This is a genomic window from Paraprevotella xylaniphila YIT 11841, from assembly GCF_000205165.1.
Lineage (GTDB): Bacteria > Bacteroidota > Bacteroidia > Bacteroidales > Bacteroidaceae > Paraprevotella > Paraprevotella xylaniphila.
Genome location: NZ_GL883867.1, coordinates 128,021 through 152,985 on the forward strand (window position 1 = coordinate 128,021; position 24,965 = coordinate 152,985).

General features: G+C 41.1%; 26 protein-coding genes. 1 reads left to right on the forward strand and 25 read right to left on the reverse strand.

The genetic code is table 11. The features are described 5' to 3' along the window. Window positions 1-72: 72 nt before the first annotated feature. The 25 genes from HMPREF9442_RS10490 to HMPREF9442_RS10605 form a co-directional block, all read right to left on the reverse strand. Window positions 73-954: a glycosyltransferase gene (locus HMPREF9442_RS10490; protein WP_008628309.1), complete on the reverse strand. Its 882-nt coding sequence runs from the start codon at window positions 952-954 to the stop codon at window positions 73-75. Window positions 955-1,232: 278 nt separating this feature from the next. Next, the gene (locus HMPREF9442_RS16875) at window positions 1,233-1,355 is read right to left on the reverse strand and encodes a hypothetical protein (RefSeq protein WP_008628311.1); all 123 of its coding nucleotides are present in this window, start codon (window positions 1,353-1,355) and stop codon (window positions 1,233-1,235) included. A gap of 45 nt (window positions 1,356-1,400) precedes the next feature. Next, entirely contained in the window at window positions 1,401-1,868 is a 468-nt protein-coding gene (locus HMPREF9442_RS10495) for a D-glycero-alpha-D-manno-heptose-1,7-bisphosphate 7-phosphatase (protein ID WP_008628318.1), read from the reverse strand. After that, window positions 1,865-2,581, reverse strand: coding sequence for a nucleotidyltransferase family protein (locus tag HMPREF9442_RS10500; RefSeq protein WP_008628319.1), 717 nt, complete (start codon window positions 2,579-2,581; stop codon window positions 1,865-1,867). Before HMPREF9442_RS10500 ends, HMPREF9442_RS10495 begins: the two co-directional genes overlap by 4 nt. Window positions 2,582-2,590: 9 nt before the next feature. Continuing rightward, window positions 2,591-3,235, reverse strand: a complete 645-nt coding sequence (locus HMPREF9442_RS10505; protein ID WP_008628321.1) for a D-sedoheptulose-7-phosphate isomerase — start codon at window positions 3,233-3,235, stop codon at window positions 2,591-2,593. A gap of 6 nt (window positions 3,236-3,241) precedes the next feature. Further along, window positions 3,242-4,297: a GHMP family kinase ATP-binding protein gene (locus HMPREF9442_RS10510; RefSeq protein WP_008628323.1), complete on the reverse strand. Its 1,056-nt coding sequence runs from the start codon at window positions 4,295-4,297 to the stop codon at window positions 3,242-3,244. Between the two features lie 83 nt (window positions 4,298-4,380). Further along, the gene (locus tag HMPREF9442_RS10515) at window positions 4,381-5,064 is read right to left on the reverse strand and encodes a hypothetical protein (protein ID WP_147639910.1); all 684 of its coding nucleotides are present in this window, start codon (window positions 5,062-5,064) and stop codon (window positions 4,381-4,383) included. Between the two features lie 352 nt (window positions 5,065-5,416). After that, window positions 5,417-6,457, reverse strand: coding sequence for a glycosyltransferase family 4 protein (locus HMPREF9442_RS15395; RefSeq protein ID WP_008628326.1), 1,041 nt, complete (start codon window positions 6,455-6,457; stop codon window positions 5,417-5,419). Then, on the reverse strand, window positions 6,454-7,623 hold the full coding sequence (locus tag HMPREF9442_RS10525; protein WP_008628327.1) for a polysaccharide pyruvyl transferase family protein: 1,170 nt from the start codon (window positions 7,621-7,623) through the stop codon (window positions 6,454-6,456). The genes HMPREF9442_RS15395 and HMPREF9442_RS10525 overlap by 4 nt, the downstream gene beginning before the upstream one ends. Window positions 7,624-7,630: 7 nt before the next feature. After that, complete coding sequence (locus HMPREF9442_RS10530; protein ID WP_087944107.1) at window positions 7,631-8,815, reverse strand: Coenzyme F420 hydrogenase/dehydrogenase, beta subunit C-terminal domain; 1,185 nt, start codon at window positions 8,813-8,815, stop codon at window positions 7,631-7,633. Continuing rightward, entirely contained in the window at window positions 8,812-9,906 is a 1,095-nt protein-coding gene (locus HMPREF9442_RS10535) for a glycosyltransferase family 4 protein (protein ID WP_008628329.1), read from the reverse strand. Before HMPREF9442_RS10535 ends, HMPREF9442_RS10530 begins: the two co-directional genes overlap by 4 nt. Continuing rightward, window positions 9,878-10,849, reverse strand: a complete 972-nt coding sequence (locus tag HMPREF9442_RS10540; RefSeq protein ID WP_008628330.1) for a glycosyltransferase family 2 protein — start codon at window positions 10,847-10,849, stop codon at window positions 9,878-9,880. Before HMPREF9442_RS10540 ends, HMPREF9442_RS10535 begins: the two co-directional genes overlap by 29 nt. Beyond that, entirely contained in the window at window positions 10,818-12,185 is a 1,368-nt protein-coding gene (locus tag HMPREF9442_RS10545) for an O-antigen ligase family protein (protein ID WP_008628331.1), read from the reverse strand. Before HMPREF9442_RS10545 ends, HMPREF9442_RS10540 begins: the two co-directional genes overlap by 32 nt. A 388-nt stretch (window positions 12,186-12,573) precedes the next feature. Then, a complete protein-coding gene (locus tag HMPREF9442_RS16880) occupies window positions 12,574-12,708 on the reverse strand; it encodes a hypothetical protein (RefSeq protein WP_261795446.1) in 135 nt (44 codons plus the stop codon). 135 nt (window positions 12,709-12,843) lie between these two features. Further along, a complete protein-coding gene (locus HMPREF9442_RS15405; protein ID WP_008628336.1) occupies window positions 12,844-13,245 on the reverse strand; it encodes an IS66 family transposase in 402 nt (133 codons plus the stop codon). 443 nt (window positions 13,246-13,688) lie between these two features. After that, window positions 13,689-13,859 (reverse strand): hypothetical protein, encoded by a 171-nt coding sequence (locus HMPREF9442_RS16790; RefSeq protein ID WP_008628339.1) that lies wholly within the window; start codon window positions 13,857-13,859, stop codon window positions 13,689-13,691. A 180-nt stretch (window positions 13,860-14,039) separates the two neighbouring features. Continuing rightward, window positions 14,040-14,801: a polysialyltransferase family glycosyltransferase gene (locus HMPREF9442_RS10565; RefSeq protein WP_172634403.1), complete on the reverse strand. Its 762-nt coding sequence runs from the start codon at window positions 14,799-14,801 to the stop codon at window positions 14,040-14,042. Between the two features lie 284 nt (window positions 14,802-15,085). Next, window positions 15,086-16,243 carry an N-acylneuraminate cytidylyltransferase gene (locus HMPREF9442_RS10570; protein WP_008628343.1) on the reverse strand — a complete coding sequence of 386 codons (1,158 nt, stop codon included), beginning with the start codon at window positions 16,241-16,243 and terminating at the stop codon, window positions 15,086-15,088. A gap of 16 nt (window positions 16,244-16,259) precedes the next feature. After that, window positions 16,260-17,165: an acyltransferase family protein gene (locus HMPREF9442_RS16945; RefSeq protein ID WP_008628345.1), complete on the reverse strand. Its 906-nt coding sequence runs from the start codon at window positions 17,163-17,165 to the stop codon at window positions 16,260-16,262. Further along, the gene (locus tag HMPREF9442_RS10580) at window positions 17,159-18,031 is read right to left on the reverse strand and encodes an N-acetylneuraminate synthase family protein (RefSeq protein WP_008628347.1); all 873 of its coding nucleotides are present in this window, start codon (window positions 18,029-18,031) and stop codon (window positions 17,159-17,161) included. The genes HMPREF9442_RS16945 and HMPREF9442_RS10580 overlap by 7 nt, the downstream gene beginning before the upstream one ends. Continuing rightward, a complete protein-coding gene (locus HMPREF9442_RS10585; protein WP_008628348.1) occupies window positions 18,028-19,020 on the reverse strand; it encodes a glycosyltransferase family 2 protein in 993 nt (330 codons plus the stop codon). The genes HMPREF9442_RS10580 and HMPREF9442_RS10585 overlap by 4 nt, the downstream gene beginning before the upstream one ends. Continuing rightward, window positions 19,017-20,450, reverse strand: a complete 1,434-nt coding sequence (locus HMPREF9442_RS10590; protein ID WP_253271098.1) for an MATE family efflux transporter — start codon at window positions 20,448-20,450, stop codon at window positions 19,017-19,019. Before HMPREF9442_RS10590 ends, HMPREF9442_RS10585 begins: the two co-directional genes overlap by 4 nt. A 153-nt stretch (window positions 20,451-20,603) precedes the next feature. Further along, the gene (locus HMPREF9442_RS10595; protein ID WP_040602956.1) at window positions 20,604-21,158 is read right to left on the reverse strand and encodes a putative phage abortive infection protein; all 555 of its coding nucleotides are present in this window, start codon (window positions 21,156-21,158) and stop codon (window positions 20,604-20,606) included. Between the two features lie 396 nt (window positions 21,159-21,554). After that, window positions 21,555-22,106: a UpxY family transcription antiterminator gene (locus HMPREF9442_RS10600; protein ID WP_008628355.1), complete on the reverse strand. Its 552-nt coding sequence runs from the start codon at window positions 22,104-22,106 to the stop codon at window positions 21,555-21,557. A gap of 402 nt (window positions 22,107-22,508) precedes the next feature. Continuing rightward, on the reverse strand, window positions 22,509-23,705 hold the full coding sequence (locus tag HMPREF9442_RS10605) for a site-specific integrase (RefSeq protein WP_040602957.1): 1,197 nt from the start codon (window positions 23,703-23,705) through the stop codon (window positions 22,509-22,511). Window positions 23,706-24,095: 390 nt separating this feature from the next. On the opposite strand from HMPREF9442_RS10605, the gene HMPREF9442_RS10610 reads away from it, so the two are divergent. Continuing rightward, window positions 24,096-24,965 (forward strand): virulence-associated E family protein (locus HMPREF9442_RS10610; protein WP_253271099.1); only part of this gene is annotated, 870 nt, incomplete at its 3' end.

The following is a 24,965-nucleotide window of genomic DNA, read 5'->3' on the forward strand; positions in this document are numbered from 1 at the left end:
GACAAGAGGTTCGCATTCAAAATACGAACAAACATGAAATAAAAAATTAACGTTATCGATTATAATCTATGCCTACAGTCCCATCTTATGTCCTGTAAGTTTCCATTGCACATGCTTTAAAAACACCTTTATAGCATGTGGTAAAAATCGGCTCCAACAATACAAACGTCCCACATTCAAGGTTCGATTCAACGCAAAACAGGATAATAACCCTGAATCCCGTACGAAACGGAAATCAAGACTCATTTTAACATCATTATCCACATTTCGCTCATGTACGACTTCGCCCCATAACGGCCCGTCATCCTTAGTATCCAACACAACGGAACGTACATTCTCCATCCGAGGGAGATAATAATGAGTACCAAACTCATACACCGTTTTCAAATGAGAGCCAACCGTAAAGTCTTCTACCCTTGAAACAAAATGATTGTTTGGGAAGCTTATCCACAGCGCATAGTTTTCCTTTAGGAAATACTGTAAACCTCTTTTATAAAAGAAAAAAGTTCCGCTGCAGACCTTTTGTGCATCATTTCGTACCGTGGCAATATAGTCGCGCCCCAATACGTCATCGTTATCCAACCAAGAAGTAATCACTTTTGTCGACTGAACATGCCCTCGCAAATCATTCTCTATCCAACGTGCGAAGACTTGCGGATAGAACCGGGCATATTCGGCTTTTACGGGCACATACTTAAAATTTTCACATCTTTCCACCCATCCTTTTACACGCTCACGATAAACGGGCGGAGTATCCCCATCGAAAAGTACAACCCACGTAAAATCCTTGCAACTTTGCTGCAAAACACTGGGCAAAGTATATTGTTCAAAAAGGCGGCACCTGTCTTCCAACCACACTTCATCCCGAGTCACCAATCCACGCTTATCCTTGTTCCACAACGGAAGGTTGAAACGTGTCAACAAATAGTGCCGAACGGGAATACTGACACACATAGTTAAAGCATGAAATACTTCTTTATAAAGTATCAATTGTTATTGTACTCATAAAACCATATTTAAACCAATAATGCACATGTACATAATAATCATCACGATTCAAAATTCTCGGAGAAAAACAACATGACTTCCAACCTCACTTTAACTTAGAACTATTTCTAACAAGAATCAAAAAGTTGCTCCCAAGATTGATATATAGTTTCCAGAGCATATTTACGGCTCGTTACAATGGCATTTTCCGCCATGCGCTGACGCTCATCAGACGACTGGGTCCTCTAATTCACCCTGTCCGGTCCATCGTCCACAATAGTCAATCGCCAATCCGGATAACGCTGTTCCAACAACTCCTTCGCTGTCAGATTGTTAATCCGCACATTCAGTATTTTTATTGAATTCATCGTAAAAAATTAATTTCTTATGTCCATTCATTTGCGCAATTCCATTCATACTTTTATTCCTTTAATTCCACAATTCTCCGCAAACTTCATATCGCTGTCACTGTCCCCTATCATCAAACAACCAGAAGGTTCCACATCCGGATAGTCTCTCAATATATCTTCAAACATACCTATTCCAGGCTTCCTTCGTTTATCAGTTTCGGTAAGTGAGGTACAATAATAGATTCTATCAATATGTCCGCCACATTTTTCTATTTCGTGGCACATACGTTTATGTATGTCCAGCAAATCACTTTCTGTCATCAATCCTTTGCCTACGCCACGTTGATTGGTGACAATAAAGATATGCTTTACTTTCTTGCTCCATGTCGCAATCATGCCAAACACATCCGGCAAGAACTCAAATTCCCCCCAACACTTGACATAATCATTCGGGCGAAGACGGTTTATTACACCGTCCCTGTCAAGCAGCAGTGTATCATAACCGCTGACATCTATATCACATAACTTCATTCCTTAAAAATTGGGATTTCAGGAAAATCTTTGTTCGCACGTTCATAATCTTCAGGAATGCCAATGTCGATGAAATATCCATCCTGCACAAAGCCATACAGATTACTTTTTGCACATTGCAATTGCAGGACATCGGTCTCAAATGAAAACTTGTCAGGTAACCCGTTAAAAAAATCGCCTGATTTACTTATAACATATATGCCGCCATTAATTACTCCCTTGTCGCAATACTTCTTTTCTTCAAAATCGACAATCAGATTGCCGTTTACACGGACATTTCCATAGCGGTCAAAATGCTCCATAGGTTTTAGCGCAAGGGCTATGGAAGTCGGATGCAAACGATGCTGCCCACATATCTCATTCAATTCTACATTAAAGAATGTATCTCCGTTCAATACGATTACATCATTATTTAAGCACTTATCAAGTGCAAGTTTAATGCCGCCTCCCGTTCCCAACGGAGTTGTTTCTATCGCATAATCAAAGCCAAAGGGGAACTCACCTCCATATTCGTTAACCCAATCAATAATGGTATCTCGTAAATAACCGACAGAAAGTACCACGCGCTCAACATCGAAATTAGACAAGTATTTCAGCAGATACCACAAAAAAGGTTTCCCTGCAACCGGAGCCATACACTTGGGCACATCACTTACAACTGAGCGCAACCTTGTACCCAATCCACCTGCCAATATAATCACTTCTTTTCCCATAACCCTATTCTATTTATCTGTTCCGAAAAATTCTTCTTCGAGCATCAGGCAGAGGCAATGATACACTGGTAAATGTAGCTCCTGTATTTTGTAGGTCTCCGTTTCGGGTACACATATGCAGACATCCGCCATATCAGATAATTTGCTTCCTTTTGCACCTGTTAGGCCTATCACTTTCATACCCTTTGCCTTAGCCGTTACGGCAGCATAAAGTATGTTCTGGCTGTTACCAGATGTAGATATGCCAAGCAGTACATCACCTTCACATCCATAGCCGTTTACTTGTTGGGCAAAGCACATCAACGGATTACAATCGTTCATGTATGCCGTAGACAGTGCCGGATGACCATCAAGAGCTATTGCAGGAAGTGCGCCTTGCAGATTCTTAGCCAACAGGTCTCCAAGTCCTTTGTCTACATTCTTCAATTTACTTTGGCTCGCTACGTCCAAATGCCGTGGACTTTTAAAGCCTTTCATCAATTCACCAACAATATGCTCTGCATCTGCTGCACTACCACCATTACCACATACCAACAACTTACCATGATTCTGATAAGATCCGGACAATATAGCAAAGGCTTTTGCAACGTCTTCCTTGCAGACCGCCAATTGAGGGAACCTTGACACTAAGTCATTTAATATTGTATGTTCCATAGCATGTCAGAATTTCATTGTTGATATATCGTCTGTTTCATAAATCTTCCAACCATGCGCACCTCCATCGGTAAACTGAAAGGGCATGACAAAACCATCAAGCTGTTTCAAGGCATTTATGACGGCTTTCTTCTTCGTAGGTTCAACCATAAACATACAGAAGCCTCCTCCACCAGCACCGCTTACCTTGCCCGCAACGGCTCCGGCTTGGGTTGCCACTTCAAAAGCATGTTCAATGACAGGGTTGGTGATGGCATCCGCCATTTTCTTTTTGTCTTCCCATGCCTGTCCAAGGATACGTGCAAACTCACGCATATCCCCTTTCAGCAACGCAAGTTTCATATCTTTGGCACTTTGCTTGATATGATGCATGGCTTCTATTGATCTACTTTCCTTATTAGCAGTGTTTGCTTTCTGTTGGTCTATGATGGCGGCAGATGAACGTGACCTTCCTGTGAAATACAGTAGCAAAGAAGCTTCCAACTCGTCCGTTATCCAACGTTTTACTTTCAATGGATTGACTATTACCATGTCATTTTCTAAAAACTCCATATAATTAAAGCCGCCAAAAGCCGCTGCATACTGGTCTTGCTTGCCTCCGGAAAGTTCCAAGTCTTTGCGCTCTACCTCGTATGCCATACGGGCTATCTCATAATCACCCAACGGCAGGCTAAGCCATTCCACGAATGCTTTGATGATGCACACCACCATTGTAGAGGATGTGCCAAGCCCAGAACCGGCTGGGGCATCGTTATATGTCGTAATTTTAAAACCTGTCCATTTTGGGTGATAATCACGTACAATGCGATTATAGACTCCTTTTATTAGAGAAGCTTTGCCGTCTATTTCCATTTTGTCTGTCAAAGGGCAGGACTGATGGCATTCTGCGTCATAACTGTTTATAGACACCAAACCGTCATGGGTTTCCTCAATGGTGGTATATGTATAGAGGTTTATGGTCGCATTTAAAACCAGTCCCCCATAAATGTCGCTATACGGCGACACATCACTTCCTCCACCTGCCAATCCTAAGCGGAGCGGTGCTTTACTTCGAATAATCATAATTGTTGTTATTAAAAATCATTTAATGACTGCATTCAAAAATAGCGTTCTTATAGGTGCCAAAAGTCATTCCAAGACAATTATCATTCTGTGATTCCGATGAATCTTCGATTTCCTATTAAAGCCGATGTCTTGGCGAATTTCGTCCCCTTAAACATCTTCCCGTAACTATAGGAATAACAACATTCCGCTTTTGATATCATCAGCATATCAAGAAATACTTTTAAATCATTTTGCTCCATATTCTTATTCACGCCATCCATGTGAACCACTGTGCCCGGTATTATATATACATAAGCTAAGGATGAAGCTTTTTCAAGAAATACACGAGAATCTGAAGTGACCAATATTTTAGGAACATTCGGATGTTTTGTCTTCAGGCGACAAATAACATCCAAGCATTTACTTATATACTTTTCTTTCTCCTCAGCTCCTAATTCTTTTTTAAAATACGTGTCCTTAAAATCCCCTAATATACCGATGAATCGGAAGGAGACAGATATATATTTCCCACCGATTTTATCAGTATTATATTGGAGCGCATCAGATAACATTTTCGATGGCTTAAACAAGTCATTGAAAAAAATGTGATACATTTCCTCGTGTAAAGTGATATTTGAATATACATGAATTTCGTGTTTCTTTGTATTCATTATCTTGAGGAAACTCGTTTCATTATTGTTCATCAACGAATAGGAATTAAAGAAGCGGAAAGCAACTTCATTCTTGTTATGAGAAATAGCTTTTCCCTCAATCAACCAATTCACTTTATTGGGTTCCAGGTAATCTTGCAAGTTGAAAGGATAAGTCCAAAAGACTTTGAAATCAATGCCTTCTTTAAGGCAATAATAATAGGTAGAGAACAACCCTCTTAACCTGTCACTCAGACCTCCATGTATGGTTTTACCGTCTATAAAAAAGATTACTATCTTTTTACCCCCCCATTTACATTCGTTAACGTTTTATATTCATTTCTGAAAGACAAAAAGTATTTCAGTTTAGATTGCAAACGGCAAACATTTTCCTTTCCAATCACTTTACTTAATCTTCTTGCACATAAATCTCTGTTCATAGCTATCAATTTTAAAAGATTTGTCTATTGGGTTAATCTGTACCTTGCTATAAATCAATCCTATCTTTAAGTACGTCAAACGGAACTTTAAATGTAGACGGTGTTTCTGCCCACTTATTTTTGTTAAACGCATCTTTGCAGCATTCAATGTCATTTAAGGGCAAATAGTTTACATCGCTCCCTAATACTTCATGGAAGATGCCAATGTCGCTTACCACTATCCGTTTGCAACCGCAAGCGATGGCTTCCAAAGGAGTGCGTCCGAATCCTTCATCCAATGACATCAAGACAAATGCGTATGCGTAATGATACAGGGATTGGAGCGTTTCCATTGAAACATATTCCGTGAATATTATGTGTTGTTTCAGTTCATTAAACTGTTGTTGGAGCCGTATGCTTTTTTCCCAACCGCGTCGCCCGACTAAGACCAACTTTTTATCACCCTGCATCAACTCGTCCCGAATGATATCCAGTAAATAAGTCAGGTTCTTTCTCGGTTCAATTGTTGAAACAGAGATATAGTATTTATCCGGTTGCAATCCAAAATCATTTAAGCAATTAGCATTGATGCTCAAGTTCTCTTTTCTGAAATAACTTGAAATATTCTCGCCCCAATTTTTAATTGTCAACTGTGTATAATGTTGCAATTGTTTTTTCACTGTTTCCGATATGGTAATAAGTTCATCGGCTTGTTTGAATGCCCACAAGGTTTTTGGTGTCAGATAATACTTGGCCGCAAAATTTATGGTACTCCTGTATTTGAGGAAAGCCAAGTCATGGATTGTGGGCATTATCTTGGTTTTACAACAGAAATAGACATCAACAGGAGGAGGGAATATCGGGAATAAAGCAACGTCTGCTTTTATAGTCCGGATGGCTTTCGACAAGGCGAAATTTTCAAGCAATAAGCGTTTCGTCGGTTTGATTATAAATGAGTTCGGATTATCATCCAGATCATTTTTCACATGGAAGATTGGAATTACCTCATAATTGAGTTCCAATAAGGCATGATATAAATCAATGGCGTATAGCTCTACCCCCGTCCACTTGCGTCCGTGCAGTGGGGTCAAGTCAATGGCAATTTTCATTCTTGAAGAGATTTATGGATAAAGTCAATGGATTTTTTCCTCCACCGTTCTATAATCTGATTCACTGGCCTAAAATCGATAGTTAAATCTTTTGGCATTATATTATCCCCGTCATCATAAATGACACGGCTTGTCAATTGTGTTATTTCAAGAATCGACAGTACACGCGAGTTCATGTTGCTCACCGGATTTACCAACGTCGTGAACGGTTTATTGAAATTTATAGAAAATGCTGTTCCGTGAAAGCTGTCTGTTATTACATACTGCGCTTTCGATATCAGACCTACCCACTCACGAGGCCCTAAATCGTAGCAAGTTATGACATTTCCATCTTTATTCTTTTGGAAATCAATCCTCATATCAACGATTTTGCAGTTCAAACTCTTTGCCACGTATTGTGACAGACGCTTGATATAGGATGAGCCTGAAAGTGTGTATACCAATACATATTTTTCTTTAATTTCTGGTAGCCTGACAACATTTTCTGTCCATTCGCCGCTATTGATAAGCAACGTCGGATCTAATACCACTTCAGCCTTACGTCCGGTCAAATGCTCGATTATTTTTGCTCCTTGCAACTCCCTTACCGATAAATACTGGATGTTTGGCAATAATTTCCTATAGAGATTTTGTCTTGAATCCGGTATATGAGATACTGAAATGCTTGCTGCGTAAGACATTCGTTTGGCCTTGGACTTTTTTGCAAATTCAAGGAAATACACATCCAAATTATCTGTATGCATATAATTCCAAATTTGGTCGCTTCCTGCAATATATACATCATAAGCCAAATCTGTTGCTTCCCTGATTTCTTCTATAGTATAATGCTTTTTGGAATGCCGGATATAATTTTCGAAGAAGTCTATAAATAAGCGATGCTTTAGTTTGATATTATTTTCATTCTTTTGGGCTGTAACCTTGCGCTTCAGGACATTTATCGCAAGTTTAAAAATGCTCCAAGGTGCTTTCCATCCCAATATTTTGAACCTATTGACTATGGCAGGAACAATTGATGAAGCGTTTGAAGCCAGGTCTTTCTCTATTTTTTGCAAGTCTATGACCTCGGCATCATATCCTAATTTGTTCAGCTTCCATTGTAAGGCGTATGCCTGCAGTTCCGCGCCGTAATTATCACATTTTACGTATGTAACTATACCGATTTTCATGAGTCTCTCATTTTATTTTATAAACAAGTTCTTTCATCACGTCAAAAAATCCCCACTCAATCATACAATCCTTGATGAAAGATTCTGTCAGATAAAGATATTTACGCCTTGGTAGCAAATGATACTTCTTACCATATTCCAACAGTGACATATCAGATATAAAATCACGGACAGACACATCCCTTTCAGTTGGACGTGCGGATGGAGCTTTCAGATTATGCTGATTTGCCAGGCCTTCTTCTAAAGTACGTTCTTCAAAATAGCAATCATCCTTTAATGCTTCAATCATCCGCTTCCCCTTATCGGTATTTGACAAGACTAAGGATATGCCATAACGTTGTTTTTGCCTAAAAGGAATTCCATGTGTGCCTATACCCCAGAAATCTCCTATTGTTATATCGCCAGACCTTTTTAGATTGGCGTACTTGCATTGATAACAGGATTCCCTGAACAAGTAACCTTTATAAAAAGCCCACATATAGACCTCAAGGTCATAACGTAATGCTTTACTTTTATTCTTTTGAATGTATCTGGGGGGGGATGACCATCCGTCCAATTTTCTAAAAGAAAATCCATCGATATGCCCTTTTTTAGTTTCTATAACTTCAACCCATTTGTCAAAAGACTTTTGTGACGGGACACCGTGGCAAATCAAATCAACGGTAAACAGGTTTGTGTCATCATGCCCTAAATAATTTCGCAAACCCATAACCTGGCATGGAGTACCGACAAACAAAGCTTTTCGCCCGTTGCGCAATGTCTCTTTTATCTTTTTATAGATAGTTCCTGTGTAGCTTTGCAAATACTTGCTACCCCGAAGAGGTTGCATGTCTCCCTTTTTATCTACGGCAATGTGACGCAATTGCAATTTGTCATCAAAAGCAGCCCCGTAGACCATCCCTCCATTCTCCAATATGTAATCGGCTATGGCTGAAAACATTCCACCGGAAGAACCATTCCGTTGAAACGAATGACTGTATGCGGCATGACAACTTGAAGATTCGGGAAGTGGGGCATGACCTAATTCGGGACATCTTTGCATGCACAATCCACATTCTACACATTTATCCCGGTCAATAACCGGTTGCAAGAATCCTTCTGAATCTTCCTGCATTGAAATGGCATTATGGCTACAAATATTGTAACAACAAGCGCACCCTGTACAGCTTTTGTTATCTGCTAATTGAATCATATCTTATTTTCTTTTACAAAATTCTCCAATGACAGTTTAAAGTCAGTGGTTTTTTGATATTCATTCTTTGCTTTGCACATTCCTGCTACCAGTGAGGAGTATTGTTGGTTACTAATCCCATTTGCATAGTTTATAGTTTGGATGAGTGCTTCTAAATTTCCCTTATGAAAAAGGAAACCATTATCTCCGTTTCTTACCATTGTAGCAAATAGTTTTATATCCGTCGCGATAATTGGCAGGCAATAGTTGTAAGCTATCGTCAACGGACCGCTTTGTGTGGCTTCATCATAAGGCAAAACCAAATAATCCGCTTTTTGGAAATAAAATGCGATTTCATGATTCGCTATAAAACGTATTTCGCATTGTACATTATTTTCCTTACCAGTGAACAATGCCTTATATCTGTCCCAATCATTACAAGCACCAGCTATAATGAATTTTGCTCCTGAAGTTACATGCTGCGAAGCCTCAATAAACAAATCCAAACGTTTGTAAGCCTGTATAAAACCAAAGAAAAGAAATACTCGGCTTCCAGGGCTATGTTTTTCTTTCATTATCGGACCGAAATCTTTCAAAGGCATATTTATATAAAATGCCTTTTTTCCAGGGTATTCGGATAAAAATTGGTTTTGTTGAGTTTCAGAAAAGAATAAAAAATAATCAAATTTTCTGTATACGATGTTATAAAAAAAAGAATATAAGCTCGTATTCTTTCCTTTATGCATTATAAAGTCATGAATGCCTACTATAGTCCTACGTCTTGGCAAAAACCATGAGAATAATAACAAAAATGCAATGTCGGAGTTCTTTAAGTAAACAATGAGATTATCCTGTTTCCAAATCGATTGTCGTACATATTCTTTCATTCCAAAAATAAATGATTTAAATATTTTCCTTAAATCACTATTCCTATAGATGGTTTGGTATTTTATGATTTTCGAAACGCCACGAATATTCTTCTGTTCGTATTTCAACTGTTTCAAGCGTTCGGAAACAACAACCGTAATCTCATAGCCATTTATTATTTGAGGCAATATTGTAACATCCGTATCCCACCAACCGTCATCTGTTATGTATATACATTTTCTCATTTCTCTTCTGTTTGTTGATAACCCATTTATTAACAGCAAATAAAAAACAAGACGCAGACAGATGGTACGTCTTGTGCATTCTCCAATACTTGCACAAATTAGCTATAGGTTGGACATTCATTGCTTGACTAATATGTTCCGCATACTTATTCAATTCATATTTAGGCAAGAAAGCCTTGATTTTCTTAGCTACTATTTTGTCCGTTTCCTCTATCGGTGTAGCTTTCATCATAAAATTGTTCAACCATTCCATTTCTCCTTGTATGGCATCCATTTTTATTTTGATATTCCCGGATGATGTCAATGAAGTTGGATGTACGCGGTAACAAAACAGAGGCTTTTCAGAATGAGCTACACCTGCAACAGCGGCGGCTCTATAAGCACTTATGTCGTCACTCCCCCATGCCATAGGAAGTTTATAAAAACCGCCGTTCGATTTCAAGTTCTGTGTTTCATACAGATAGTCTGAAATATATTGCGCCCGGTGTAATTTAATCCGTTCATATATGTTGTCATATACGGATTCCCAAACAGGGCGAGGTCCAGTGATGCCGATTATTTCCGATTGTGGATTGATTTGCCAGCTTCTTGTATGGTAAACCTTGCATTGGGGAAATGCATCTATCAGTTTCACATACTCTTCTAAACAATTACTACATAATTTATCATCATCCCCCATTAACAAAAAATACTCACCTGATGCAAAAGACAGGCATTTGTTCCAATTGGCAACCACATTGACGCTCCCAAAGTTCTTCTCATTTTTGTAATACTGAATCTTTGCTTGGGATAAATAAGGTTTGACAACCGAATCAATATCTTCTGGCGAAGCATCGTCCACTATTATCAACTCAAAATCCTTATAGGTTTGAGCGAGGATGCTATCTATGCATTCTTTCAAATACTTAGCTTTAAATGCCGGGATTGCGATGCTGAATTTCATGTTTATTCCGTATCTTTTTACAAATAATATTCATATACAATACTTTTAAGCATATTCCTGTAATTAACAAAGTCGGGAATACGCTATTCAATTCTCCTGTCATATTAGCAAATGCTAAGTATGTAACTAAAATTGAAATACCTAAAGCAGAAATATTCTTATCTACAGACTTATGTTTATAGAAAAAATATAAAACATAGACATAGAAAAACAAATAAAAACATACACCTAAAAATCCCCGTTCAAGCAAATAATTCATTAAAACACCTTCTAAACCAAATAAATCTTGGTCGACTAAGTATTGTTTTCCTTCACGCCATCCCATATCAATAAGAAAATAATCCAAGCCCCTTCCTAAAAGAAAATGGTCTCTAACATGATTCATAACTGCGGTATATTGTAATACACGCATTCCAATACTGCTACCACTCATTGATGAATTTGTATCAAATATGGAAAGTATTTCATTGGCTTTTTCTTGTAGAAAAGGAATTGAGCTAAATAATATGATGCCCAACAGTGAACATACAGCAAAGTATTTCGTTCTTTTTTTAAGGTCAAAAGCAAATAGCACATAAACAAATACACCAATTAAGCAACATAACATATTTGTTCTGCATCCACAAGCAATAATGCCATAAAGGCAACACCCTATAATCATATAAAAACGTTTTTTAGAAATGAAAGATTTTATATAACCATACCAAGTGAATAGTAATAAAAGAATGCAGATATATCCGTAATCAAATGGATTAAAAAACATGGCTTGAACTCTAAATCGTTCTGAATAAGTGTAATTATTACCTGCGTCTTGCATAACATCGGTTAATGCCATACCGCGATACATTTCATTAATAAAAAATGCAGATTTTGTAACATGGTTAAATAGTGCAAATAAAGTTAATACCAATAACCCATAGTATGATATTCTGAAAACAGGACGGAGATCATCCTCTTTACGTATAGATAGAAAAGCATAACAAAGAACAAAATATTTAGCAATACATTCGTTTATAGCTAAACGAATGTATTGCGTCAAATTATCATAATGGGGGCTATGTATGGCCAATATAACAGTTGCTAATATTACAGAATACATTAGAGGTCTTAATATTGTATTCTTGACTTCCTTTATGTCTTTTTTTAGGCGTGAAAATTCCGACAGAATAAAACTGAAACACAAAACGTATATACTCAATCCAAATGGTATGGCATAAATTCTGACGCTATTAAAACAAATGGCTGACAATAATAGAATTGCCAACTTATACTTTCTTTCAACTCTAAACATTAAAAGACATAAAACAATTAATGCTAATTGGGCTAATATCTGCATTGCTTTTTATTAATTTTTTAGCAGCCTTTATACTGCTTCTTTGATACATATTTCTGCTGTAAGATCAGTAAGCGTCCAATTCTGACGTCCCCCTGTTTTCAGGCGGTATGTCCGAAATAAGATTGAAATTCGGCTAGTATTTATAATTTGTTTGAACTTATGCTGATTGTCGATGGCATAAGTTTTCCATAGTCGCGGTTGCCTGCTGCTATCTCTGCAAAGAACTTCTTGAGGTATTCCAGGATTGAATACCCCTACAGCTTGCAAGTGGACACGATGGAGCGCTAGGCCGCGCAGGCACGCGCCATCTTGTGGCTGTGCCCAAAGAAAAGCGAGTTCTTCCTTTCGTTTGCTAGCGGTCGGATGCACCGTTCTGCAAGGCTGCTGTCTATCGTATAGTTCCCGTCATTCCTGTCAGGAACACCTTCTTCCAGAAATGGTCGAGGTAACTGACCTCCTTCTCCATCAGGCTTCCGTGCATTGGTGCGTTTCCCGATTTCATCAGGTCGAGCAGGCTTCTCATTCCTATTATTATCTCCGTTGTCTCTGCGGAGTCCCTCTGCCGTCTTATGACTTCCGGAAAGAGTTTCAGCCTAATGTACCTCTTCTCCAGTGCGTAGAACCATCCGATGTATTCGAGGTACTTACGAGCGTTCACCTAATGCTCTATCTCAACAGCGTACTTGAACTTGCCCCCCGCGTGAGCCATGCAACAGACATGGTCGATGTCTAGCATCCCGTCGTCAAGGTACAGGTACACGTTGTAGCCGTCCGTCTGGAGGGCGCGGAGTACCCTGCCTTCAAGTATTCCCTTCAGTACCTTGCATCCGCGTGCACCGTCCTCGTAGCAATATATGGCTACTCTCGCCTGAAGGTTCACCAGACACCACACATGGCGTTTCCAAAACTTGCTCGCCATCTTCGCGCAGCGCCACGTTTCGTCGTAGTTCACGACGGAATCCTTCTCCAAACAGTTGTTCTTCAGATATTCTATGACTTCCTTGAAGAACCGGGCCCCCTTTTCAAACCTGTTCGTTATGGTCTGTCGAGACTGCCACATCCATTCCTATAGCAGGCGCACCGTCTCCTTGTAAACGAGAGTGTAGAGGAAGATATAGCTATACTGATATTCCTTTTATCCCTATAAAGGCACAAAAAAACATCTGATATATTTATTTAATTCTTAATATCTTAACGACAGGAAAGCCGAGCAGCACGACCACGTCGTCCCAACTTATGGAGAATACCTCGCGGGCATCCTCGCAAGAAACTTTTTCATAAACGTATAATCCTTTTCGAAACGCTGTTCATAAAGGAGGCATGAACGCTTGTCACAACTGTAGAGGGGCACCGTATGGCGGTCTTTGGACATCATAACGAGGCCTCGCCCGCCTGATGATTGCAATTCACCTGTTGGCGGATAAAATCGAAAGCACTCTGGCATACTTACAACGCCAATCATGAATTTGCGTAGGTAATAGAACTTCTCCGAACCGCAGACACTTAACATAGCCACTTCAACTTCTTCACGAGACGTTTCAATCCCCCGTAACTTAAATTCCCCTGACGCAAATGAAGCCCGTTGCTTACACGCAAGTCCCACAGGATACGTATCTCCTTCACCAGAAGCTTCCCGAATGGCGGAACCACCTCTGCCGTCTTTTCCTTTTCCATTGCTAAGGGACGGCCATCAACCGACACTTCCACCACGCAGCACCTCGTATCCTTGTACCATTTCTCAAACAGATTATAATGGAGTTGTTGCGGTGGCAGAACATATAGATGCTCTCGCCTCTCGGATAGGACTCACCCTTGTAACGGATGAAGAACTGCTCAAAATCTCCACTGCTATATTTACAACATTGTTACATGTTCCCAATACACATTTTGGGCAGATAGATGATGCCATTGAGAGAGATAACGGTTTATAGAATAAGATACGTGACCTAGTAATGAACCATAGAATAATAGACTAGAAGTTAAACCTATCAAAGTGCAATGTTCCAGATTCATTAAAATTAATTCTATAGAAATCCCGTCATGTATTATTTCGTATTCAATATTCAGTTTTTCACACGCTTTTATTGTAAGGCTTCGACTAAGTTCCGATTCTCCACCATGAAATTTCAGATAGATTTTATCGAACGGATGTTTTTTCAAAAAGAACTCTAGGCCATTCCGAATCGCTATCCCATATTCTTGTTCAGTAATATTAGAACACTTAACAACATTATCACCAATCCAAAAGCATAGTCCATTTTTCATCTCACATATACTATTACTAAAATTGCTGTAGAATGATTTGACATTTTTAATGTCAAGAACATGTTTTTGAGTACTTATTCCCGGAAAAGCAAATTCAGAAAAGCAATAATAAGATATATCAGGAATCAGATTATAACAAGAAGAAGTTGCTGGCAACAAATCTATCAGCGCATTCCTTTTTCCCCTAATTATTGATTTAAAAGATTCTACTCCATACTTAAGTCTAGAAAGGAATGTAGGTCTGAAATTCTTATTAGGGTCAAATATTGTGTATGAAGATAGTGAATTCTCCTTGTAATTATCCATACCTTCTTCAATGAAATTAATTTTTTTGCAATGATTGTTTGTCATGAAGAGATATTTATAATGTGGATAATTGATGTAAAGCGCATAATCTTCATCGTCCGTAACACTACTTATCGTCCGGTCAATATAACGAGCGTAATTCCAATATTTAAATTTTACTGCCACATTCTCATTTAGAGAAAGATAGAAAATCTGTATGGGCATTATTTGAGGATGGAACAAATGATTATAAGACAATATTCGAACGTCATCATTCTTAATATTTAAATACCTGACAATAGCTAATGACATCAAATAAGTAATGTGGGAGTGTACAATAAATAGATGTTTCATAATTTATACTCCATTAGTGTATCAACAAACTCCCTCACGCACCCTTCTCCCCCTTGCCTCTTCATCACATGAATGCCGACAATGGCTTTCGCTTCCTCGCAGGCATCCGCAGGACAAGCCTTCACGCCCACTGCCTTTAGCAGTTCCATGCAGTTCACATCGTCACCTATGTAGGCCACTTCGTCCAACGTAATCCCAAGCCGAGCACATATCTCTTTTGCGGCAGCCAGTTTCCCACCATCCCGTTTGCCTTGGTACAGGAAATCCACATTCAGCTTCTTGGCACGGTTTTCCACCATCTTGGTGTCTTCCGAAGTAATGATACCCGTCTTGATGCCGACTTCACGAAGTAACTGAAAGCCCATTCCGTCACGAGTGTTGAACTTCTTCAGCTCGTCCCCGTTTTCGGAATAATACATGCCACCATCTGTCAACGTGCCGTCCACATCGCACAAGAAGAGCTTGATTGGCCTCATTGTCCTTTTGGACAGGACATGCCTGTACATCAAGTTTTCGAGTACAGCCCAATCATCCGGTTCGTCTATTTCCGTGGCCGTGTATTCCGGCATCTCATAGATGCCAATGTGACCACTGAGACGATTGCCTGATTCAAGGATATGTCTTACTTTATTAATATAGAAAGCACCGTTTTCCATCAGCATCCCCGAAAAATCTTGTCTTCTGGGACGGTTCCTGTAATCGTAGTTCATGCTTGTACCGTCCCCATTCCAAAAGAAACGGTAATTACGCACGCAAGTTAAGATGGAATCATATTCACCTGTTCCATACATCCCCAACGCTTCTGTAAAATGAACCGTTTCGGTTAATGGCGAGGTGGCCTGCACTAACATGAAAATATCGTCATCGTGAAGTTGCGCGTAACGGATGTATTCCAACATCACGCTTTCCGTACTGGCTGTGTCACAAGCATTTTCGGCAGAGCGACGGTAGACTTTTGTCTTTTTGTACTTTCCGGAAATAACCGTTTCTTCTATCTTATCTGAATCGGTGGCAACGATGATTTCATCCACTTCGTCGCACTGTTCCAACGCTTCGATGTTCCAACATACTAAAGGTTTGCCACAAAAGGGCTTGATGTTTTTGAAAGGGATGGACTTGCTTCCTCCCCTTACAGGTATGAATGCTATTACCATATTTTATTATTAGCTTTTAAATCAGCAACCGCTTGTTGACAGCATGCGTCAAGGCAATGCACATCAATATAACGGCACCTGAGACTGTGTAATACAAACTGGGATTTTCAGAAAACAACCATTTTAAACAGATAATGGGAATCACATGCCAAAGGTATATCCTCAAGGAATTACGCCCCCAATATTCAAATATTCCCCCTTGAAACTTGCCGCGCTGCAGCATTGGAAGAATCCCCAACAGGCAAAGTATGGACGCTATAGGAATCTCCATATAGGTTCTCATAAATTCTATTTTGGATTCCATGAACAGATACACGCATACTATTGATAAAATGCAAAAAAGTATTATTACCCCCCCCCTAACATTAATAACATTTAAATATTTTCGACTATATATACCCATGACAATAAAAAGCATCAGGATGCAGTTGAACACGGAGCTTATATTGAAACTGGTATTGGAGATATTGTATGTCAACAACCCCAAAGCGAACAATAATATGAACCTTACGGTATTGCATCTTATTAAACGAAATACCAACCACAGCAACGTTATCAACACGAACAGGGCAGGGACAAACCATAAGTGGTAAAAAGGAGCATACAGGTTTTGCACAACATCCATCCAGTCAAAGTTGCCATGCCTGAGAACATAAGCAGTATATACAAGCCATGCAACTGACCACTCTGCCAACATCCTCTTCCAGTATTTGGACAAAACGCTCCAATAGCCCCGTCCGGCTAATCTTTCCATATCGAGAAGGTAACCGCTGACAAAGAAAAAGGCCGGCATATGGAACGAATAAATTGTATAGCGGATGATATTCTCATCCAATGTGCCCAAAAGCACATGCCCTATGACAACAAGGAATATCAGGATACCTTTCACGGCATCGACACTTCTGTTCCTTCCATTTACCATCTTACTTGGTTTTTCTTCAATTTATTTCTCTGTACTTTTTCAATGTCAAGAATCTCCTCTTTCTTGTAGGCTAAAGCTTTTGCCACAGCCCGGCAGTCGCGGGCCAACTTACGCACACCGTCTGGTTCCAATGATGCCGCATGGTCCGTACCTTTCCATGTACGGTCAAGCGTATAATGGCGTTCTATCCATTCCGCCCCCAACGCCACGGCAGCAGAATCGATGGCGATACCCAGATGATGGCCTGAGAAACCTATGGATTTCACCCTATCGGCATACAACTCACGCAAGCGGGTAAGCTCCAACAAACAAATATCCTCAAACGGTACAGGATAGCCCGATGTACAATCGTAAATGACCAGGTCCTTGTTACGTCCCTTTGATTCGAAGAACCGGATGATTTGTTCTTCCTCTTCACGGGTTGTCATGCCAAAGGACAAATGGATTTCACCACCGAAACTGTCGCAGAGGTATTCCAACAGGCCTTTGTTCAAGTTGCAGGCCGAAGGTACCTTGATAAGGTTGGGATGTAACGTGCATATCTCCTTGGCAGAAGTGATATCCCACACCGACGTGGAATATTCAATGCCGAACTCATTGCACCATTCTTGCAACTGGCGGTGTTGATCAAGGCTGAATTCCAAAAACTCACGGTGTTCTCCGTAAGTCTTGCCGTATGAGTTTTCAGGGTGTGGGTGCGGGGCATTATATTCTTCAGGGGAGAGCAACTCTTTGTTGCACCGTTTTTGGAACTTGACCACATCAGCCTTGCAGTAAGTTGCGGCAGTCATGATCATTTCTTTAGCGATAGCCATGTCGCCCTTGTGGTTACAGCCGATTTCGGCTATGATTCTGGGTGATTTCATCTTTTTGACTTTATTTTTATGTAAATTATAGGGTTTATCAAGAAAATGATGTGCTTTATTTCCTCTTTTAATCTTTTGCAAAACCGCTTATTCAAAAGATATTTCAAGTAGTATTTTCTTAGGTTTCGCTTTAGAAAAACAAGAATATCGTGTTCATCGTTATAAACTGGGAGCAACTTGTAAAGAGTGGCCAAGTTTGAAGTAAACCTTCTTGCCAAGAATATATCCATGACTTCCTTGTCACCCATGTCCCGCACGAGTAAATAGGACATTTCGTCAGCTTTTTGCCTGTCAAGGCAGTTGACATTGAATTTCTGATCCGTATATCCCTTGAAGTTGGCGGACATGCTATTTTCCACGTAATGATATAATATGTCGCTTATGTAGCATGCTTTTTGGATATGCAAGATGTACTGTAAAACGAACACATCATCTTCACAGTACTTTATTGTTTCATTAAATTCCAGACCATTCTCTTTTATAAGGGATGCCTTGTAGATTTTATTCCATGGCCAACCAACGAAAGAGGTTGGAGTGAATAGTTCGATGACGGCCTGTCTTCTGTCATACAATGTGGTTGTTTTGATGTTTCGTTTCCATAGTAACGTGCCGTCTGTTGATTCCCTATAACATCCACAGCAAACTAAATCTACATCATTCTCTTCCATAGCCTTTACCATTCGTTGTAGGAATTTCTTGTCCAAGTAGTCATCCGAATCAATAAAACAAATAAGCTCCCCTTTGACGTTTTTTAGTCCTATATTCCTCGCCGAGCTTACTCCACCGTTCCCTTTATGAAATAACCTTATCCGATTATCTTTCTTAGCATACTCATCACAAATTCTCCCTGAATTATCCGTACTCCCGTCATTGATTAAAAGCACTTCAAAATCAGTGAACGTCTGGGCTAATATGCTATTTATGCAACGAGGCAAAAATTGCTCCACATTATATACCGGAACAATAACTGAAATTTTAGGATTATTCATAATACAGATAAGAAGTTATTTTTTAGTTTATCCAATACTGCAACGAACTTGCCTTTTACAAAAAATTGCTCATTTTTTGTGCATCCAATGAAATAGATGACAAGAAGAATCCAACATGCAGTGATTAAACATACAACGAGGAAAGAGGCTATATTTACATTCATGTTGCAATAAACAAGCATAGGAATAATTAAGGCAAGAATACCAACTTTCAATACGGGTTTTATGACATCAGCGATATACTCACGTAAAGGCATAACTATCAATGGTAGTACAATCCGTATGCGTACATATTGCGTACATATTTCCACAAGAATATGCACAAGAAAAACATGTTCGGGAGGAATACGAAAGAATCTCAATAAAAGGTAAGCCACGGGCACAATAGATAATAACATGCTGCCTTCTATCAATTGAAACTTCTTTAACTTTCCCGTAGCATGTACGGCTGTTATGATGGGATTGGACAAGGCAAACAAGATTCCCGTACACAATATCAAGCGTAAGAAATTGACTGTATGTTCGGGTACTGCGCCCAACCACCATTTTAATATGAGCGGTGCTTCCAACATAAGAGGCAGCGATATGAGCAGCATCAGATAAAAAGAAAACTTCGAACTTACCTTTAAAAGCCGATGCATGTGGGCATAATCGCCTGTGGCATAACTTTTCGTCAATTGAGGATTCAATGCCATCTGGAAATTGGTGCAAAACTGACGGGTTACGTTCTGCACTTGTACGGCAATACCCCGCGCAGCATTCACCGCAGGACCAAAAAAGATATTCAGTAAAACGTTGATGCCCTGTGTATAGCCGATAACAGCTAAACTCCCGTTCATCGTCCAACCGGCAAAAGCAAATATTTCTTTAAACAACTTCTTGTCAAAACTCAGTTTGCTCCGGGTCTCCTCAAAATGTTTCCGGCAATAAATACTATAAACAATCCGGTCGAATATCTGGATGCAACAGAACAAAGCCGCATAAACAATCAGTTTGTCGTATGGAATTACTAGCAACAGATAGACTATCAATAACTTCAATACCGCATCGACGATACTTATGTAAGCGAATGCCGACATCTTTTCATGCGCAATGATGCTTGCATTGTAAGGCACACTGATTACACTCAGCACAAACGAAATGATAGAAAACTGGTAAACCCAAAAGGCTGCTGTTTCACGTGTCTCAGGAATTTGTAATTGTGTGGTCATAAACCACAGTCCGATCGTTTCGCCGATTACAACCACCAAGCCTGCCAATAATAAATGGATGCTTAGAATATTGCCGAATGTTTTTTTCATTATCTCCATATCTCCCTTGCCCAAGTCGTATGTGATATAACGGGAGGAAGCTCCGGCAAGTGAACCTGTAAGAAAACCTAACATGGTAATAACTCCACCTACCACATTGTTGATACCGAAATCTTCCACTCCCAGTACTTGAAGTATGACACGGGATGTATAGAGATTGATACCAATCATCAACAGCATCCTGAAGTAAAGCAGAAGCGTGTTTTTCGCTATGCGACGGTTATTGGTGCTAACTGGAGAAGTCATGCAGTCGTTCTGAGTTAAGTAGCAGGTTTAGTTTTCTCCGTGGCTTTTCCTCCATATAAGCGTTCCTGAGTTCCAAAACCTTCCTTTATCCAACTCGGTTTTGGCATAAAAGGCTCCCAAATAATATTTACCGGAATCACCTTCTTCATCGGAAAGGAAAAATTCAAAGTATCCTCCGGAAAAATGGTTGGCAGTCAATTCGCAGGCATAGTTTGTACCCAAACCTTGCAGGTAACGGGGATTCTCAAAACTTAATGGAAACAACTCCGAGCAAAGGTTGTTCAGCATACAATAGGTTTCCATCAGTTTTTTCATCATGGGATGGAGAAAGCCATTATAATAAAGCATGACAAATTCGTACCTTGACAAGGTTGCCCTTACGAAAGTGGCATACTTGTATTGCTCTTGCTCACCCAACCAGTCATTCTGTTGTATGAACTTCAGAATAGTGTAAAGGTGACCAAACGTGACAATCATACTAGCAAAAGCCAATGCGAAAATAAGAAGGACGTTCACCACTCCAAAGCTGCCGCTAAACAATGCGGACGTACAATCATTCCCCCCCGTAGAGAATATACACATTGTTGGGGATAGATGTTTTATCAAGAAAAATCCTCCTATACAGACAGAGAGGCATATCGCACAGGCAATAAGCCACCATATTGCCGTATTAGGTGCTTTTATAGAATCGCTACCATCTTCCTCTGTTATCCTTTTTTGTTTCATAGCTGTTTTCAAACTATTGTCAATGTTGATTTAACAAACTGTTTTCAAATAAGTTAGCAATCAAATTTAAATGATACTATTGAGGGATGTTGAAGGCGTTTCCATTCGTATATAAATTCTTCTATCATATACATGGTTGTGCGGTTGTTGGGTTATACTGTTTTGAGGCTATACGGCCTGAATATCATGAGGTCAGCAACTTAATACAAGTCTTCTTGTTTACTTATTTACTTACCCCTTTCCGCTTGCCAACTACAAAAACTGTATGTATTCAGGCTGTACCTCCACGGCAGCGGCAAGGAGATTGGGAAGTTCTACGAACAGACGCTTGACATGTGCGCCTTGGATTTTCTGCAAATTCCCTTCATATCCGTCCAACGGACCGCCCACGATGCGCACTTTCCTGCCTATCATGTCGGAGGATATTTCTTCGGGCGTGTAATAGCGCGGATTCTCGGAGGACTGAACAGCATGGATGAAGCGTTGCATGTCGCTTTCCCTGACCGTCATCGGGATTTTGTAGCCACCGCGCAAGTAACGATATTGCACGGTATTGTATTTCTCGACTATAGGGTCAACTGCCAGCCGCGTGCCATTCACAAAAAGTAAGTCCTGAATGAAGGGCACTTCTTCCCGGCAACGCCTCCCGTGCTTCACAGAAAGTTTCCACACCATGGGTGTGAACACCTCCATCCCCAAATCCTTGAACAGTTTGTATGCAGGCTGCTTAGCATTGCACCGCTTAAGGTCGCGCATGACGAACCATAGCAGACGGTCTTGTACAGGGGTATGGAAGTCGTTCATTTTTCAGGTATGGGTATCTTTTCTAATCCTGCAAGCTATCGTAATTCACACGGCAACAAGCAGTTACAAAAACCAAGCTATTGACTTCTATTAAGTCCATAAGATTGTTCCATCGCTGTCACTACTCATAATAGCGTTTGTGTCGATATTGATTTTCATGACGTTTTTTGTCCGTCTCCTAATATGAGATGGATATTCTTGTAGAACAGCTAAATCCCAACAGCTTACAAAGTTTTCATAAAAAGATTCCGTCAATAAATTGCTTAATCCGTTGCCGCTTCATGAAAAATAAGCGCAAATAAATTTGTCAAAACACTTGATGTTTAATTATTTTTACTACCTTTGCAGCTGAATATCCATCTCATATTAGGAGAGGAACATTTTTCGAAACAGTCGTTTGCGTCAAAGCCCCTCCAAAATCATACGGTTTACTTTATCCACTTCGCTTGACTTTATCGAGTCGAGGTAGATTTGCGTGGTCGTTTCCGAATCGTGCCCAAGACCTTCGCTTATGACTGCCAACGGTACGTCCCTGCCACGTGCGATGGTGGCCCAGCTGTGGCGCGCATAATACATTGACAATGACAACGGCAGTCCTGCCCGGTTTGCTATGTCTTTCAGGAGCCTGTTGGTTTTCCTCATCTGATTCTGGTACTGCCTGCGCTCGCTTCCATCCTCACGGGTAATGATTGGCAGGAGATAACTTGTGCCATCGGACTTGTATTTGTCTATGATGTCCTGCATCTGCTTGGTCCATTCTATCATCATGAGCTGTCCCGTCTTCTTGCGGCGGTATGCCAGGCAACCGTTGTTCAGGTCGGCCTTTTTCAGGTAAGCCATATCTATGAAGGACATTCCGCGCGTGCAGAAGCTGAACATGAACATGTCCCTCGCGAAATCCATACTCGGCTTTCGCGACAGGTCCAGAGCGCTGATTTTCTTGATTTCGCTGAACGGCAGGCTCCTTTTCACAGTCTTGTCTATACCGCAGTAGACCTTCCTGAACGGATGACGGTCGGGTGTCAATCCCTTTTCTACTGCCAACTTGTAGTTGGTGCGCAGGATACGCATATAGAAAGAGGTGCTGTTGCGTGTCAATCCGCATTTCCGCATCCATGCCTCGTAGAGTTCCATAAGCATGCCGTCCATCATGTCGAACGTCAGGTCAACACCCTTACGGAAACACGTGAAGCTGTTAAGCATCGAACGGTAGGTCTCGGATGAGCGTACCTTTCCTATCTGTTCCTTGTGATGTATCTGCCTGCGGATGAAGTTGAACACGCTGTCCATCGTGCCTATGCCGGACGAAAAGTTGGCAGCGATTTCGTCAAGGTTTACCGGGACGCTTTCCTGTACCATCCGCTGTAACCTGTTCAGTTCCCACTGTAGGGCCGATTCTACCGAAACAAGGTGGGCGTAACGCGGCGAGGACGACGTGGGCAGGGCTATCCTCCCAACCTCGCCGTTCCATTCCCCGGCAAAGATTTTATACCTGCTCGTTATCCTGCGCACCGTGCGTCCGTATATCAGTTGAAACACAATTGAGCCTTCCTTGCCCGGAGTCGTTGACGGCCTGAATTTTAGTTTTATAGATGTCATGATCCAATGTTTTCTTGTTCTTTATATAAATGTCGGCTACAAATTCCACATTATTATATATTGGGGCAAAGCCATATCCCAAACCGCCCATGGATTCTGCGCCAAACGATTTTCCGTTCTAAGCCAAACGATTTTTCAATCTGCAGAGAACGATTTTCAGGTATGCCGACATCTGTTTTACGGGCTTTGCCGTACCGTACGCCCTGCCCCACCTCCTACAAACCGTTTTTCGCCCGAAAAGGTTCGCTTCCTTCAGACCTCTTCTGTACCAACGTTTTAAGGTGAACTTTCTACCTCCCAATCTTTCACCGAAATTTCACTGAAAAACGATTGTCCGCATGAAACTGTTTTTAACGAATTTGAAGTTACATTGGTTTTCAACATGTTACGGTGAAGGACTTGACAAGGGCTTTTCCATTTCGTATATTTGCAAACGAGAAAACACCGAAAACACAAAGCATAATGGACTTCAAGAAAATCGCGCATGCCGCCGTCTGCAGGTGGAATGAAAAACGGCATGCGGACAAAACGGCGGACACCCGTCGTACCAACTTACCGGAAACCGGAAACTCCACTGCCCCACAGGACAATACCCTTCCCGAAACAACGGGGGCCATCCTCCGGGTAGCGGAAGCCGCACCCGCTGTCCGTGAGACGGCATCCCTAAAAGCCGCCAACCTCGAATCCGCCCTCGGCAGCTTCCTCGCCGGACGATACGGGTTCCGCTTCAACGTGCTCACCGGAGCCACGGAATTCCGCTGCCTGCCAGATGAGGGAAACGGGAACTTCCGGCCCGTCACGGAACGCGACCTGAACGCCGTATGCCTCGAAGCGCACCGACACGGCATCGACTGTTGGGACCGCGACGTGGCACGCATGGTGCACTCCGCAGACGTACCGGAATACCATCCCTTCCGGCAGTATTTCCAACGGCTTCCGGCATGGGATGGGCGCGACCGGCTGCACGACCTAGCCGCCCGCGTGTCGGACAGTCCCCTGTGGATACAGGCCTTCCACCGGTGGATGCTCGGACTGGCCGCGCAATGGGCAGGTCTTTCCGACGGGCTGCACGCACACAGCACCGCGCCACTGCTCGTCAGCGACGAACAGGGACTCGGGAAGTCCACCTTCTGCCGCGCCCTGCTGCCACCGCAGTTACAGGCCTACTACACCGACAGCGTCGACCTCGCACGCCCCGACAAGGTGGAACGGCAGCTCACCGAGATGGGATTGCTGAACCTCGACGAGTTCGACCGTATC

What these genes read in the sequence shown, in the direction of transcription:
- HMPREF9442_RS10600 (WP_008628355.1), bottom strand. Translation starts at nt 22,106, where the DNA reads ATGAACGACTTCCATACCCCTGTACAAGACCGTCTGCTATGGTTCGTC.
- HMPREF9442_RS10490 (WP_008628309.1), bottom strand. Translation starts at nt 954, where the DNA reads ATGTGTGTCAGTATTCCCGTTCGGCACTATTTGTTGACACGTTTCAAC.
- HMPREF9442_RS10530 (WP_087944107.1), bottom strand. Translation starts at nt 8,815, where the DNA reads ATGATTCAATTAGCAGATAACAAAAGCTGTACAGGGTGCGCTTGTTGT.
- HMPREF9442_RS16790 (WP_008628339.1), bottom strand. Translation starts at nt 13,859, where the DNA reads ATGGAAAAGGAAAAGACGGCAGAGGTGGTTCCGCCATTCGGGAAGCTT.
- HMPREF9442_RS10510 (WP_008628323.1), bottom strand. Translation starts at nt 4,297, where the DNA reads ATGATTATTCGAAGTAAAGCACCGCTCCGCTTAGGATTGGCAGGTGGA.
- HMPREF9442_RS15405 (WP_008628336.1), bottom strand. Translation starts at nt 13,245, where the DNA reads ATGTGGCAGTCTCGACAGACCATAACGAACAGGTTTGAAAAGGGGGCC.
- HMPREF9442_RS16875 (WP_008628311.1), bottom strand. Translation starts at nt 1,355, where the DNA reads ATGAATTCAATAAAAATACTGAATGTGCGGATTAACAATCTGACAGCG.
- HMPREF9442_RS15395 (WP_008628326.1), bottom strand. Translation starts at nt 6,457, where the DNA reads ATGAAAATTGCCATTGACTTGACCCCACTGCACGGACGCAAGTGGACG.
- HMPREF9442_RS10495 (WP_008628318.1), bottom strand. Translation starts at nt 1,868, where the DNA reads ATGAAGTTATGTGATATAGATGTCAGCGGTTATGATACACTGCTGCTT.
- HMPREF9442_RS10540 (WP_008628330.1), bottom strand. Translation starts at nt 10,849, where the DNA reads ATGAAATTCAGCATCGCAATCCCGGCATTTAAAGCTAAGTATTTGAAA.
- HMPREF9442_RS10500 (WP_008628319.1), bottom strand. Translation starts at nt 2,581, where the DNA reads ATGGGAAAAGAAGTGATTATATTGGCAGGTGGATTGGGTACAAGGTTG.
- HMPREF9442_RS10525 (WP_008628327.1), bottom strand. Translation starts at nt 7,623, where the DNA reads ATGAAAATCGGTATAGTTACATACGTAAAATGTGATAATTACGGCGCG.
- HMPREF9442_RS10605 (WP_040602957.1), bottom strand. Translation starts at nt 23,705, where the DNA reads ATGACATCTATAAAACTAAAATTCAGGCCGTCAACGACTCCGGGCAAG.
- HMPREF9442_RS10565 (WP_172634403.1), bottom strand. Translation starts at nt 14,801, where the DNA reads ATGACAAACAATCATTGCAAAAAAATTAATTTCATTGAAGAAGGTATG.
- HMPREF9442_RS10545 (WP_008628331.1), bottom strand. Translation starts at nt 12,185, where the DNA reads ATGCAGATATTAGCCCAATTAGCATTAATTGTTTTATGTCTTTTAATG.
- HMPREF9442_RS10570 (WP_008628343.1), bottom strand. Translation starts at nt 16,243, where the DNA reads ATGGTAATAGCATTCATACCTGTAAGGGGAGGAAGCAAGTCCATCCCT.
- HMPREF9442_RS10585 (WP_008628348.1), bottom strand. Translation starts at nt 19,020, where the DNA reads ATGAATAATCCTAAAATTTCAGTTATTGTTCCGGTATATAATGTGGAG.
- HMPREF9442_RS16945 (WP_008628345.1), bottom strand. Translation starts at nt 17,165, where the DNA reads ATGGTAAATGGAAGGAACAGAAGTGTCGATGCCGTGAAAGGTATCCTG.
- HMPREF9442_RS10505 (WP_008628321.1), bottom strand. Translation starts at nt 3,235, where the DNA reads ATGGAACATACAATATTAAATGACTTAGTGTCAAGGTTCCCTCAATTG.
- HMPREF9442_RS10595 (WP_040602956.1), bottom strand. Translation starts at nt 21,158, where the DNA reads ATGTGTATATTCTCTACGGGGGGGAATGATTGTACGTCCGCATTGTTT.
- HMPREF9442_RS10535 (WP_008628329.1), bottom strand. Translation starts at nt 9,906, where the DNA reads ATGAGAAAATGTATATACATAACAGATGACGGTTGGTGGGATACGGAT.
- HMPREF9442_RS16880 (WP_261795446.1), bottom strand. Translation starts at nt 12,708, where the DNA reads ATGAGAAGCCTGCTCGACCTGATGAAATCGGGAAACGCACCAATGCAC.
- HMPREF9442_RS10580 (WP_008628347.1), bottom strand. Translation starts at nt 18,031, where the DNA reads ATGAAATCACCCAGAATCATAGCCGAAATCGGCTGTAACCACAAGGGC.